Source organism: Shewanella sp. AC91-MNA-CIBAN-0169, assembly GCF_040310165.1.
Lineage (GTDB): Bacteria > Pseudomonadota > Gammaproteobacteria > Enterobacterales > Shewanellaceae > Shewanella.
The window spans coordinates 222,620-236,449 of record NZ_JBEOPM010000004.1 but is presented as its reverse complement, the minus strand read 5'-3'; the positions used below and the strand labels follow the sequence as shown (position 1 = coordinate 236,449).

The 13,830-nt window shown below is 42.2% G+C and carries 11 protein-coding genes; 2 read left to right on the top strand and 9 right to left on the bottom strand.

The features are described 5' to 3' along the window. Positions 1-4 precede the first annotated feature (4 nt). Genes ftsL through mraZ form a run of 3 tightly spaced genes read right to left on the bottom strand, consistent with a single transcriptional unit; the run spans position 5 to position 1,759 of the window. Positions 5-319: a cell division protein FtsL gene (gene ftsL / locus AAEY98_RS06335; RefSeq protein ID WP_101088508.1), complete on the bottom strand. Its 315-nt coding sequence runs from the start codon at positions 317-319 to the stop codon at positions 5-7. Between the two features lie 14 nt (positions 320-333). Further along, positions 334-1,275 carry a 16S rRNA (cytosine(1402)-N(4))-methyltransferase RsmH gene (gene rsmH, locus AAEY98_RS06330; RefSeq protein WP_101088509.1) on the bottom strand — a complete coding sequence of 314 codons (942 nt, stop codon included), beginning with the start codon at positions 1,273-1,275 and terminating at the stop codon, positions 334-336. Between the two features lie 25 nt (positions 1,276-1,300). Next, the gene (gene mraZ, locus AAEY98_RS06325) at positions 1,301-1,759 is read right to left on the bottom strand and encodes a division/cell wall cluster transcriptional repressor MraZ (protein WP_059746825.1); all 459 of its coding nucleotides are present in this window, start codon (positions 1,757-1,759) and stop codon (positions 1,301-1,303) included. A 1,140-nt stretch (positions 1,760-2,899) separates the two neighbouring features. On the opposite strand from mraZ, the gene AAEY98_RS06320 reads away from it, so the two are divergent. Continuing rightward, entirely contained in the window at positions 2,900-3,220 is a 321-nt protein-coding gene (locus tag AAEY98_RS06320; RefSeq protein WP_101088510.1) for a hypothetical protein, read from the top strand. A 12-nt stretch (positions 3,221-3,232) separates the two neighbouring features. Here AAEY98_RS06320 and glpK read toward each other — a convergent pair whose 3' ends face one another. The 6 genes from glpK to leuA form a co-directional block, all read right to left on the bottom strand. Further along, entirely contained in the window at positions 3,233-4,729 is a 1,497-nt protein-coding gene (glpK, locus tag AAEY98_RS06315; RefSeq protein ID WP_101088511.1) for a glycerol kinase GlpK, read from the bottom strand. A gap of 202 nt (positions 4,730-4,931) precedes the next feature. Then, positions 4,932-6,284: an outer membrane protein transport protein gene (locus AAEY98_RS06310; protein ID WP_351015655.1), complete on the bottom strand. Its 1,353-nt coding sequence runs from the start codon at positions 6,282-6,284 to the stop codon at positions 4,932-4,934. Positions 6,285-6,764: 480 nt separating this feature from the next. Next, positions 6,765-7,370: a 3-isopropylmalate dehydratase small subunit gene (gene leuD, locus AAEY98_RS06305; RefSeq protein ID WP_351009231.1), complete on the bottom strand. Its 606-nt coding sequence runs from the start codon at positions 7,368-7,370 to the stop codon at positions 6,765-6,767. A 19-nt stretch (positions 7,371-7,389) separates the two neighbouring features. After that, positions 7,390-8,802: a 3-isopropylmalate dehydratase large subunit gene (gene leuC / locus AAEY98_RS06300; RefSeq protein WP_101088514.1), complete on the bottom strand. Its 1,413-nt coding sequence runs from the start codon at positions 8,800-8,802 to the stop codon at positions 7,390-7,392. Then, the gene (gene leuB, locus AAEY98_RS06295; RefSeq protein ID WP_162024094.1) at positions 8,802-9,896 is read right to left on the bottom strand and encodes a 3-isopropylmalate dehydrogenase; all 1,095 of its coding nucleotides are present in this window, start codon (positions 9,894-9,896) and stop codon (positions 8,802-8,804) included. The genes leuC and leuB overlap by 1 nt, the downstream gene beginning before the upstream one ends. After that, positions 9,893-11,461: a 2-isopropylmalate synthase gene (gene leuA, locus AAEY98_RS06290; RefSeq protein WP_162024095.1), complete on the bottom strand. Its 1,569-nt coding sequence runs from the start codon at positions 11,459-11,461 to the stop codon at positions 9,893-9,895. Before leuA ends, leuB begins: the two co-directional genes overlap by 4 nt. A gap of 521 nt (positions 11,462-11,982) precedes the next feature. On the opposite strand from leuA, the gene AAEY98_RS06285 reads away from it, so the two are divergent. After that, positions 11,983-13,830, top strand: coding sequence for a hypothetical protein (locus tag AAEY98_RS06285; RefSeq protein ID WP_192116153.1), 1,848 nt, complete (start codon positions 11,983-11,985; stop codon positions 13,828-13,830).

Genomic DNA, 13,830 nt, shown 5'->3' with positions numbered 1-13,830 from the left:
ATGCTCACTGGACTCGAATGATAACTTCCTCCTTAGGAAGCGGCCGAGACATATTTAATTCTTTGGTTGCCATCCGAGTCACACGACTGTGCTCTGATTGCGATTGTTCTTCTAATAATAGGTTTCGCCATTCAATATCTAAGCGATCTTGCTCTTGTAGAAGTTGATCCCATTGAGTAATCAACTTACGTGTTACATGGCTGGTATAAACAACGGCTACGCCATTCATCACAACCAAAATACTCAACAGCAATACCCACTTGTGGTGCCAAATGTCATGTAACACAATCCGAGGCAAATTTAATGGTGATTGGCTCACATTACCCTCAGTGGTTAATAATCCAGACGTTCGGCAACTCGTAATACTGAGCTACGCGCACGTGGATTTTGCTCTAATTCTGCATCAGAAGGCTTTAGTGCCTTACTAACCGCCTTTAATTTGCGCGATTTATTAAGCTCTGCTTCCATGATAGGCAATCCATATGGCACGCTTTCAGCTTGGCTATGGCGGCGAATGAAACGCTTAACCATACGGTCTTCTAACGAATGAAAACTGATCACCGATAGACGTCCTTGGGGTGCTAATACTGCTAATGCGCCTTCAAGTGCTTGATCAATTTGTTCTAATTCACTGTTAATATAAATACGAATAGCCTGGAACACCCGCGTTGCAGGATGCTTATTACGCTCTTTGTTTTTAGTGATGCGCGCGATTAAATCGGCTAAATCTTTGGTACGCAAAAAAGGTGTTTTTTCGCGATCGGCAGCGATACAACGTGCAATGTGGCGCGAATTTTTTTCTTCGCCGTAGGTTTTAAATACCCATGCCATATCTTCAATTTCTGCACGAGCTATCCACTGCGCCGCAGTTTGCCCTTGGCTATTGTCCATGCGCATATCGAGCGGGCCATCACGTAAAAAACTAAAGCCACGTTCAGCATCGTCTAGCTGTGGTGATGACACGCCAAGATCAAGCAATACACCATTAATTTTACCGGTTAACCCAAGTTCCTCGACATACTCAGCTAATTGACCAAAGCCACCGTGTACGATTTGAAAACGTGGATCATCAGCAAACTGTTTTGCAGCTTCAATGGCTTGTGGATCACGATCAATTGCAATTAAACGACCATTTTCGCCTAAATGGCTTAATACATGACGCGAATGCCCACCTCGGCCAAACGTGCCATCAATGTAGATGCCATCACTTTGGATATTGAGACCATCAACGGTCTCATTCAATAATACTGATAAATGGGCAAACTCTTGGCTCATTGGGTTCTTCTAACCTTTTTGGTCATTACAGTGAAAAGTGTGCCAAGCGTTCATTGCTGGCTAAATCTTGGCTTTGAATGAGCGCATTGCCATCATCCATTTGTTGCTGCCAAGCACTCTCTTCCCATAATTCAAATTTATTCAGTAAGCCCACCAGCATGGTTTTCTTTTCTAAACTGGCGAAACTTCGCAATGCCGGCGGAATCACAATACGTCCGTGGCTGTCTAGTTCACAATCTTGTGCGTGACCTAGCAATTTTCGTTTAAAGGAACGCTCAAGTGGATCGGTATCAGAAAGCAATCTTAGCTTTGCTTCAATCTGCTCCCATTCATGTAACGGATAAATCAACAAACAAGCAGCGTCAATATCAACGGTCATAATCACAGTACCGGCATGCTCCACACGTAACGCATCACGGTATCTCGCTGGAATAGCGATCCGCCCTTTAGCATCCATGTTGATTGCACTGGCACCACGAAACACGTTATTTAGCCCTTAATGTTGTCATTTGATCCACAATGATCCACTTCTTCCCACAAATGCTAAGTTTAGGGACTCTATGCAAGTGTTGTCAAGCAATGGACAGATATATTAAATCCAGACCCCAAGCGGGTTAGCAGCAAATTAATATCAAGCGGGATGAATGACAGGGCTGTCATAGGAAAACAGCTAAAAATCAGGGTAAATGAGTTAAACCAGAGACATAACGGTCACTTTATCGGCTAAAATAGACTCGCGATCTTTTTAATTAATGTTATTTAATCGTTCGAATGCTCCATCTTTACCTCGTAATATTGCTCAACAGCTCAATTTTAAGCACATTAAAAATCAACAAATAGTCGACTGAGTCGATTTTCTACGTTTAAAAAAGCTCTTTATTTTATGCTTATGCCTTTCGAGCATCTTCAATATCAGCATTATTGAGACGAAAACACCTCTCTATTCACCTTCTGTATCGTATTGCTCAGGTAAATTGCTTAGGTAAATAACACTGCTAAAACAACTTTTGATCATTAGATTACTGCTAAACATCAACTGCTAAACATCAACTGCTAAACATCGATTACTAAGCATCAATGGCTAAGTATTAACGACCAAAAATCGATTGCAGAACATCACGGTGTATAACATTAACCCTGCATGTTGAGGGCAAGCATTTTATCAATTCATCTCGCAATCACAGTTAATTATTCTTAATGCCTTAATGGGATGTACGGTGATGATGACTCAACAATAAACAGTTAAAAGCAGTGTTATCACTTAAGAAATTACGCTACAGCGATATCGATCTGCTCAACGCTGTGTCCTGTTAACTTCGTTGCATTAATAGGCAATAGATAAGCTATTGACGCGGAAATACGCCTTTAGAGGTCGTAAATGGGAAAACATCGCGACGTTAACGTTATTCTATTGCCCTTGGTACATCATTGAATAACTGATAAAAATAATGAAATGAGCATAATTGATAACACCCATACCAACAGGGAGCCAGTCAACCAAGAGTATGAAAGAGGTAATTAAAAGATCCAAAATCTAAATAAGATTAAATTTTAATCAAATTAAGCCGATAAACAGTTATGATGATAAACATCCAACTTCATTTCACCGTCACAGGAGAGCAACATGAGTATCGACAGCATTTATGCCATGCTAGCTAGACCTGTACAGGCAGTGAGTGAGCGTAAGAGGATTGTTGAACAAGTCAAACATACCAGTGCGATAAGTGCAGACAGCCACGAGGCACCTCAGTCACAATTACCCCCCAGCATTACTCATAAAATGCCGATTCAACGGCAGGAAGCGCCACGTCAAGAAAGACGCGCCAAACCTAGAACGGTTAATGAGAAAAAAAATCTAGGTAGTCGAATGAGGCGAATGAAAACGGATAAGCGATTCTCCACTCGGGGAGAAACCGCTAGTCAGCTTATTGATATTGAAGTGTAATATTTACTTCGTTTACCCAACGTCACCATTAGGGCTCACTTGAGATACAGCTTTCTGCCAGCCCTTATATAAGGTTGCACGAGTCTCTATATCCATTGTTGAGGTAAACTCCCGCTCGGTAGACAGCATGGTTTTTAATTCATCGGTCGACTTCCATACACCAACAGCCAAGCCAGCGAGGAATGCAGCTCCCATCGCAGTGGTTTCTGTTACTTGCGGACGAATAACCGTTACCCCAGTAATGTCGGCTTGAAATTGCATTAAAAAGTCATTCGCTACCGCACCACCATCCACTCGAATTTGTGTTAACGGTACATTAGAGTCTTTGCTCATAGCATCAAGCACATCACGAGACTGGTATGCAATTGCTTCTAATGCTGCGCGAATAATATGATTCCGATTGGCTCCCCGGGTTAAACCAATAATGGCACCTCGGGCATCGGCATCCCAATAAGGCGCACCTAAACCCACAAATGCAGGCACCAAGTAAACGCCATTAGTGTCGTCTACTTTGTCGGCAAAATATTGGGTGTCACAAGCATCGGCAATAAGACCTAACTCATCACGCAACCACTGAATGACCGCGCCGCCCATAAATACCGAGCCTTCTAGGGCATAATTCACCTTTGTATCAGCGCCAATAGCAATGGTCGTTAATAACCCATGGGTAGACTCTACCGCTTTGTCACCCGTGTTCATTAACAAAAAACACCCTGTGCCATAAGTATTTTTAGCCATCCCAGGCTCAATGCACAATTGGCCAAATAACGCCGATTGTTGATCGCCAGCCATGCCCGCCACAGGAACATGATTGCCAGCCAATTCGGTATAGCCGTATATTGCGCAAGACGGTTTCACGTCAGGTAACATTGCCCGAGGGATGTTAAACAGATCAAGCAACTCTTGGTCCCACTGCTGGTCATGAATGTTAAATAACATGGTCCGAGATGCATTAGTCGGTTCGGTCACATGGACTTCACCTTGTGTGAGTTTCCACACCAACCAGGTGTCAACGGTGCCAAACAATAAATCACCGGCTTCGGCTTGTTCACGAGCGCCTTCAACATTGTTTAAAATCCACTCAACTTTTGACGCCGAAAAATATGGATCTAGTACCAGCCCAGTTTTCTGGCGCACCATATCTTCAGCACCTTGTGCTTTATGATGTTGGCATATTGCCTGGCTGCGGCGACATTGCCATACAATTGCATTACATACCGGCTTACCTGTGTGCTTGTTCCAGACAATCGTGGTTTCGCGTTGATTAGTAATCCCTATCGCGGCAACATCATGACGGCTAATGCCCGCGCGAGTTAGCACTTCAACCAAAACTGAACTTTGTGAAGACCATATCTCCATCGGATCATGCTCTACCCACCCCGCTTGCGGATAATGTTGAGTAAATTCACGATGTGCCACGGCGACAATATTCGCTTGATGATCAAACACAATGGCACGAGAACTTGTAGTGCCTTGATCTAACGCGACAATGTATTTTTTTGCAACCATCTGATTTCCTATATCATTTTGTCATTATTATTTTTATATGATTTATCTGCTTAATAAGCCAATGTGACATCGTACATCGACATATAAAATTAATGCAAGTAATTGTCACCCGTTCACAGAAAACCTCATCATTTTACTGTAGATCAGAAATAAAAAGGCCTCGCAACTGCGAGGCCTTAAATATCAACACTAGCAGAGCTTATTACATCTTATAGCTTAACTGCACACCTGTTAACCATACATCACCGGTGGCTTCACCAGTGAAGCTAATCGCTGCAAGATCCTGTAGGCCCTGAGTCTCTGTAATGGGTGCGTCACCATAAGTGCGAATGTAAGTCACACCCACATCAACATTCAAATTTTTAGAGACTTGATAACCGGTACCCACACTGAACCATAAACGGTCAGAATCTGGAATGGTCGTGGTGCGATGCTGATCATCAACCGCAGTTGTATCTAATGCCATACCTGCACGTAATGTCCACTGGTCATTAAGGGTATAGGTGGTACCAAGCGCATAACGCCAGTTATCTTTAAAGTTCTCTTCTTTTACTACGTCTGACTCTAAGCCACCTACTGGCTTAACATCACCAGGGAAATACGCCACTAGTTGCTCAAACACACTCCATTCGGTCCAATTAACACTGGCATGCATTGCCCAGTTTTCGGTTAACTGGTGATAAGAAGCAAGTTCTGCAAATGCAGGTAACTCAATAGGTAAGTAGCCTTCGATTTCAATATTTTGACCACCGTTATAAGCCACACCAGACACATGACCGTCTAATTTAAGATCGACACTACTGTGATAAACCAAACCGATACGGTTAGCTGAGTTAATTTGCCAGCTCGCGCCCGCTTTCCATCCATAACCAACATCATCACCTTCCATTGACTTTAAATTTGTACCACCTGAAGGTAAGCGTGCATTGATGCTTGCAGGTAAATTAGGATTAGCTTTAATCGCATCAATCCAACCTGGAGCGGTTGCACTAACTTCACCTTCACCGTACACAACACGTAAGCCAGCACCTACAGTGAATGAGTCATCAATGCGGAAAGCAACATTGGGATTAAACTCGACTGTGGTAATTGAGGTTTTACTGCCAAAAATAGCCGCTGCATCCGCTACCGGAATATCTGTTGCTAAACCATAATTTGAATTAACCGCTAGACCCCAAGTCCATTGATCATTCAACTGGTTTGAATAATAAAAGTTTGGCACAAATGCATTATCAGCAACATCATATGCGTCAGCACCAATCACTAATGGCTCTGAGCCTAATAACGGTGAAGAAATGCCGACATCACCAACCACATCAACATTTGGCATAACATAAATGCCACCCGCTGATACTTGGCGGCCTTCTAGATAAGCTAGCATGGCTGGATTACGCGCTTGAGTTGACGCATTGTCTGCAATAGCCGCTTCACCAGCAAATGCACGGCCTAAACCTGTCGCTGAATATTCTGCAAGTTGAAAACCTGCCGCGTTCACTTGAGTTGTTGCCCCAAATACAATGGCGCTAATCGCCAGTGTTAACACTGTTTTTTTCATTATGATTCTCTGTGTCTTAGTTTCAAACTGCATAAATCGATTTTTATAGAGCAAAAACTCGATTTAAATGAAGCCGCCAGTGTACTGATCCAAAAAAGCTTTGCAACTGCGTAAAGAGACGGAACAAGAAGTGAGTGATTGAATTTAAAATTGTGATCATGATCAAACTTTTAATTTTCTGCTATAAAAAAGAAACTAAAAGCGGTATAGCTGTAAACCGATTTAATATCACATAAGGAAAAGTTATTTTTTATCATTTAAAAACATTAGGTTAAATAACTTTACATAGCACACTAGTGAGCTTAAATAATTAACGATATTCATCTAAAATAAGTCCACCCAGTACTTATATTACAAAATAGTGACATAAAAACGTTTACAATTAAAAACAAAAAAACCTCTTGATGACATCATCAAGAGGTTGTTAATTTATAGTTCATGCTATTTAAACGGTACTCTCAAACATTCCGAAATAGCCGATTATGCGAACCAAGCAGGTATGTGAGTTTCATAATCACTGATTTGTTGTTCAAATGACAACGTCAAACCAATCGCATCAAGACCATTCAATAACTTATGTCGAGCAGACTCCACTATAGTGAAATCAAACACGCTTCCTGAAGGTGACGTAACTGTGAGAGCTTGTAAATCAACGGTAATTTTTGCTCCCTCATTGGCTGCCACTTCATCCATTAATTGTTGTACTTGTGCCGATGTTAATTTAACGGGTAACAGACCGTTATTAATCGAATTACCGTAAAAAATATCGGCAAACGTCGGCGCGATGATCACTCTAAAGCCAAAATCAGCTAGTGCCCATGGCGCATGCTCGCGCGACGATCCACAACCAAAGTTTTCTTGTGCTAATAAAATAGAAGCGCCTTTAAAACGTGGCTGATTAAGTACAAAGTCAGGATTGGGTTTATCGCCTGCATCATCCAAGTAACGCCAATCATGAAATAAGTGCACACCAAAACCGTCACGGGTGACTTTAGACAAAAATTGCTTAGGAATAATCTGATCGGTATCGACATTAGCGCTATCAATGGCTACCGCTAAACCGGTATGGGCAGTAAATGCTTGCATGTTTATCTCCTCTCTCGGTTTAGTAAGGTTTGCGAATATCAACAAAGTGACCAGCTACTGCTGCAGCGGCTGCCATAGCAGGGCTCACCAAATGAGTACGACTACCACGGCCTTGGCGGCCTTCAAAGTTACGGTTACTGGTTGATGCACAACGATCGCCAGCTTCTAAACGGTCATCATTCATCGCTAAACACATCGAGCAACCTGGTAAACGCCATTCAAAACCAGCTTCAATAAAGATTTTATCTAAACCTTCTGCCTCTGCCTGTAACTTCACTTGGCCAGAACCAGGTACCACAATCGCCACAACACCCTCTGCAACTTTACGGTTTTTAGCGTGCACAGCAGCGGATCGTAAATCTTCAATACGCGAGTTAGTACAAGAGCCAATAAACACTTTATTAATGCTAATGTCAGTCATCTTAGTGCCCGGCGTCAGGCCGATATACTCTAATGCTTTAATCATACTGGTGCGATTGGTGCTGTTGGTTTCAGTTTCTGGATTAGGTACTACACCATCAATCGCAACGACTTGACCAGGGTTAGTGCCCCAGGTTAACTGCGGCGCAATATCGTTGGCATCTAATACCACTTCAACATCAAACACAGCATCTGCGTCAGATTTAAGCTCAGACCATGCTGCAACAGCTTGTTCCCACATTGCATCTTTAGGCGCAAATTCACGACCTTTAAGATAGTTAAATGTGGTTTCATCAGGCGCAACCATGCCAGCTTTAGCGCCCATTTCAATGGCCATATTACATAAGGTCATACGGCCTTCCATGGTTAATGCTTCAATGGCTTCACCACAAAACTCAACCACGAAACCTGTACCACCATCCATGCCAAGCTTACCGATAATCGCTAACACGATATCTTTAGCCGTCACGCCATCGGTTACTTTGCCACGCACTTCAACTTTCATATTCTTGGCTTTTAACTGACGTAGTGTCTGGGTTGCTAACACATGCTCAACTTCTGATGTGCCAATACCAAATGCTAACGCGCCAAATGCGCCATGGGTCGCGGTGTGAGAATCACCACACACAATCACAGTACCGGGTAAGGTAATCCCCAGCTCTGGCCCCATTACATGAACAATGCCTTGATTAGGATGATGAATGTCATACAAGCGCACGCCAAACTCTTTACAATTCTGTGCCAGTGTTTCAACTTGAGTACGCGCCATTGGGCTTAACGCATCTAAACTGGCGCTGCGCGTTGAGGTATTGTGGTCCATTGTGGCAAAGGTTTTTTGTGGCGCGCGGAGTTTACGCCCAGCCACTTTTAAACCGCTAAATGCTTGTGGTGATGTGACTTCATGGACTAAATGACGATCAACATACACAACTGGCGCTTCACCTTCTGGGCTGGCAACAATGTGTGAGTCCCACACTTTTTCATATAAGGTTTTACCTGTCACTTGGGCCATTACACACCTTCCTTTATTGCCTGGGTGATAAAGTCACCCATTTGCGCTGTCGACTTAGCTTCGCTGCGTTTGTCTGCAGCCAATAATTCACCCGTTAGATAACCACTTGCCAATGCTTTTGTCACTGCACGCTCAATAGCGCTTGCCGCCTCTTCTTGCTTTAGGCTGTGACGTAACATTAATGCAGCAGATAAAATTTGTGCTACCGGATTAGCAATACCTTGGCCAGCAATATCTGGCGCACTGCCACCGGCAGGTTCAAATAAGCCAAAACCAGAGCTATTCATGCTTGCCGAAGACAATAACCCCATAGAGCCAGTTAACATGGCAATTTCGTCTGATAAAATATCACCAAACAAGTTAGAACATAACATCACATCAAACTCATCAGGACGACGTAATAGCTGCATAGTCGCGTTATCAATATAGATGTGTTCTAAAGTGACATCCGGAAAGTCTTTAGCAACTTCCTCTACCACTTGGCGCCATAATACTGAACAGGCTAATACATTTGCCTTGTCTACCGAAGTCACCTTATTTTTACGTCCACGCGCGGCTTCAAAAGCAATACGAGCAATACGACTAATTTCGCGACGGCTATAACGCATGGTATCAAAGGCTTCTTCATCATCTCCTTCACCTTGGCGCCCTTTCGGCTTACCAAAGTAAATACCACCAGTTAATTCACGGACACACAACACGTCAAAACCACGGGCTGATATATCACTACGAAGCGGTGACATATGCTCTAAGCCGTCATGTAATTTGGCTGGGCGTAAATTACAAAATAGCTCAAAGTGTCCGCGCAATGGCAATAATGCGCCGCGTTCAGGTTGATCGTTTGGTGGCAAATTTTCCCACTTAGGGCCACCGACACTGCCGAATAAAATCGCATCCGCGGCTTCGCAGCCTTTTAAAGTCGCGTCAGGTAAAGGACAGCCATGGTTATCAATGGCAATACCGCCGACATCAAATTCGGTGTATTGAATATCCAGCCCAAAACGTGTCTCAACAGCACTGAGCACTTTACGCGCTTCAGCCATCACTTCAGGACCAATACCATCACCCGACAAAACTGCTATTTGATAACTCATACGCCGCCTAACTCCCTTTCTTTATGGATCTGTTGTTTAAAGTCAGCCACTTTATCTGCGCGGTACACTAAGTTCATCACATGTACTAACGCTTGAGCTGATGCTTCGACGACGTCTGTGGCTAAGCCAACGCCGTGGAACATTTGTTCATTATATTTTGCGGTAATATCAACTTGCCCAAGCGCATTTTGACCTTCGCCTTTCGCGCTTAACTTGTAATTAGTGATATTAATTTTACGCTCTGTTGCGCGTGCAATGGCATTATAAGCTGCATCAACAGGACCATTGCCCGTAGCAGCCTCAGTAATATCGTTGCCATCAACCGCAATACGTACCGTGGCAGTGGCGACACCTTCAGTCGAATCAGAATGCACCATCATGTGCTGAAGCTGGTACTTATCGTCATCTTGCGCTTGCGACTCCATGAATACCAATGCTTCTAAATCATAATCGAACACTTGGCCTTTTTTATCTGCTAAGGTCAAAAACTGCTCGTAAAGACTGTCCATGTCATAGTCAGTTTGTTGGTAACCCATTTCTTCCATGCGATGTTTAATCACATGGCGACCAGAGCGTGAAGTCATGTTCAAGTTATTACGGTTTAAGCCAATACTTTCTGGAGTCATGATCTCGTAAGTATTTTTGGCTTTAAGCATACCGTCTTGATGAATGCCCGATGAATGAGAGAATGCATTGGTTCCCACAATCGCTTTATTGGCTTGGATCGGCATATTACATAATTGACTCACTAGCGATGAGGTGCGGTGAATTTCTTTGGCATTAATACCACAGTCTAAATCTAACAAATCTTTGCGAGTTGCAAGAATCATGGCGATTTCTTCTAACGAACAGTTACCGGCACGTTCACCAATACCATTAATAGTACATTCAACTTGGCGGGCGCCCATTTCAACTGCAGCAATTGAATTGGCCACCGACAAGCCTAAATCATCATGACAATGAACCGAGATAACGGCTTGATCGATATTAGGAACCCGATTAAATAAGGTTTGGATAATGCCACCAAACTCGCTTGGCACTGTATAACCTACGGTATCAGGAATATTAATGGTACGAGCACCGGCTTTAATCGCCGCCTCAACCATACGACATAAATTATCGATTGGTGTGCGACCAGCATCTTCACATGAAAACTCAACGTCATCTGTAAATCGTCTGGCGTATTTAACCGCATTAACGGCCATCTCTAATACATCATCAAAAGAGCGCTTCAATTTACTTTCAACATGAATGGTCGAAGTAGAGATAAAGGTATGAATTCGAAATTGATCGGCAACCGACAAAGCCTGGGCTGCAGCATCGATGTCTTTTTCAAGTGCACGAGATAGCGCACACACACGGCTGTTTTTAATGGTTTTAGCAATGGTCTGCACCGATTTAAAATCGCCCGGAGAAGAAACAGGAAAACCCACTTCCATTACATCTACACCTAAACGCTCTAGAGCCAACGCAATTTGTAGCTTTTCTTTAACGGTTAAACTGGCTGCTAATGCTTGCTCACCATCACGTAAGGTAGTATCAAAGATTATGACTCTATTGGACATCGAATTTCTCCATCGACCATCATGTTTATTTGAATTAGCTGCGAGGTACACAACGGCTTCATTTCAAAAGGGCTAAAAAAAAACCCCGCGACAATTAGCGCGGGGTTTGTGTATGTTTAATGAATTATTTTACATGTAACACAAAGGACTCCGCGCAGGATGTGCGTGAGAGGAGAAGGAGTCCGAGTAAAGCTGATTGTGTATTCATGACGTTAGTATTCACTTTTAATAACTAATTATGCTAAATGATTGACGTACAAAATATGTCTATGCCTAATATGTAACGCGACCAGCCTTCTGTGTCAACCCTAATTTGGTCAACGTGAAAAAGATGATAGCGTACTAGTGCTTCATTACAGTTAACCAGCGACATTATCAGCCAATATTGATTCGCTTTCAATTAATGAACTTACCTCTCAAAGTGCAAATAAACATCAATCTAAGTTGCTGCATCGATTATATTTTTATGTATCTGGATATAAATAATCGTATACTGCTATCACCCCATGTTAAGTAGATATATGACGATGATGTTGTCGAAAAAGAGTATTGAATATAACTTTAGTCGCATTTTTGCTTTAATCTTTGGCCTCACACTATATTTAGCGACTACGGCAGTTTTGGCTCAACCATCGCAACGTTTATTACTCTCAGCCGATATCATTGCCGAAACTCAACAACTGAGCGCTCGAGAACAACTCGATGTGATCAGCAATATTAATACTCAAAGATCTGCAAACGCCAAAATACTCATTGATTCACTCGAGCAACAACACGCTAAACAACCACTAACCGATATAAATGCTCTGCGCTTAACACTACTTCATTGCTTTAATTTGCTGGAATTTGGTGAGTTTAATCAGGCAATCACCTTGGCAAAACAAGGGGAAATGAAGGCCAGACAGTTTAAATACGATACCGCTCGCCCTTACTTTATACAGTGCCAAGCCGATGCACACCAAAGCCTTGGCAACACGCTACAAGAACAACAACTCACCGAAGAAGCGTTACGATTAGCCAAGCGTTATTCTGAAAAACAAGCGATTGTAAACAGCCTTTATGCCAGAAGTAGACAAAATACTAGCCTAGAAAATTATAATTCGGCCATTGAAGACTTGCGTTTTGCCTTAGATATTTATGATGAAGCACAAAACCAATTTCAGCATTGGTACTTGTTGCCGCTTTCATTTATACAATCAGAAATATCTAATGTATTTTTCTCTATGGGTGATTATGTAGAGGCACTGCATTTTTCCGAAGCAGCTTATAAAGATATTTCTTTTTTTGGAAAAATAAAATCTACAGTAACTCTCAATTTAGCGCTTATAAACATAGCGCTAAATGATAAAGCCAAAGTACTATATTTTTTAAATAAAGCAGAAAGTGTCAGTGCAAATATAGACTCTGAAAGAGATTTGGCAAACCAATATGCTTTGCTTGCGATAATTCATTTGTATGTTGGTGATTACACCATCGCCGAAAAACTCGCATTATCAAGCATAGAACTATTCACTAAATACCAAGAGCCTATTTACGTCATGCGCATCAAGCGTACATTAGCCAAAGTGTATTTTGCACAACATAAAGACAACCAAGCCTTGTCACTACTAAATGAAATTATTGAGCAAGCCACTGAACTTGAGCAATTTTCGGATTTAGAGGAGTTTAACCAGATAATCAGTCAATATTACGCTGAACAAAATCAATTTGAATCGGCTTATCAATTTCAGGTGCAGCGTTTTGGTGCCGCTAAACAAGCTGCGGCCAAGTTAAACAATGCCCACTTTATGCAGTATAAAGCCAGAATAACAGCACAAAGTGAAGCCAGTACACCACCAGAGAAACCTGTCAGCAACATCAATCAAAATTTAACCATTACCGCCTTGATGATTTTGTTACTGTCTGTTGGATTAGTCCTATTTTTGGCCCGTAAACCACAGCGACTCAATAATGTGAATGCTCAAGAAGAAAGCCAGCAGCACCGTATAGACAATATGTTAGATAATGCCAAACAAGGGCACTATCAATTAAGTATGCTACTGATTAATATCAGTAATAACAATATTGAGGATATACCCTTTATTATTCCGCGGCTCAAAAATACACTTAGAGAGCAAGACCAATTGTTTCGGCATAATACTAATGAACTCATTATTATCTTGCCACACGCATCGTCAGTGGGGGCGGCAAGAGTCATAACCCAAATAGAGCAAGTACTTGGTGAATGGAAATCCGAGCTCAAAGTAAATATTGGTATGGCGAGTTTACAACAACTTGATACTTTTGAAGTACTCGTTAAAAAAGCAGTATTAAATCAATTAAATAAAATAAAATCTCAAGAGAAAAACAGTTCTAATGATGAAAACTAA

Coding starts and splice junctions, on each gene's coding strand:
- rsmH (WP_101088509.1), bottom strand. CDS start 1,275: ATGAGCCAAGAGTTTGCCCATTTATCAGTATTATTGAATGAGACCGTT.
- AAEY98_RS06320 (WP_101088510.1), top strand. CDS start 2,900: ATGAGTATCGACAGCATTTATGCCATGCTAGCTAGACCTGTACAGGCA.
- glpK (WP_101088511.1), bottom strand. CDS start 4,729: ATGGTTGCAAAAAAATACATTGTCGCGTTAGATCAAGGCACTACAAGT.
- AAEY98_RS06310 (WP_351015655.1), bottom strand. CDS start 6,284: ATGAAAAAAACAGTGTTAACACTGGCGATTAGCGCCATTGTATTTGGG.
- leuD (WP_351009231.1), bottom strand. CDS start 7,370: ATGCAAGCATTTACTGCCCATACCGGTTTAGCGGTAGCCATTGATAGC.
- leuC (WP_101088514.1), bottom strand. CDS start 8,802: ATGGCCCAAGTGACAGGTAAAACCTTATATGAAAAAGTGTGGGACTCA.
- leuB (WP_162024094.1), bottom strand. CDS start 9,896: ATGAGTTATCAAATAGCAGTTTTGTCGGGTGATGGTATTGGTCCTGAA.
- leuA (WP_162024095.1), bottom strand. CDS start 11,461: ATGTCCAATAGAGTCATAATCTTTGATACTACCTTACGTGATGGTGAG.
- AAEY98_RS06285 (WP_192116153.1), top strand. CDS start 11,983: ATGACGATGATGTTGTCGAAAAAGAGTATTGAATATAACTTTAGTCGC.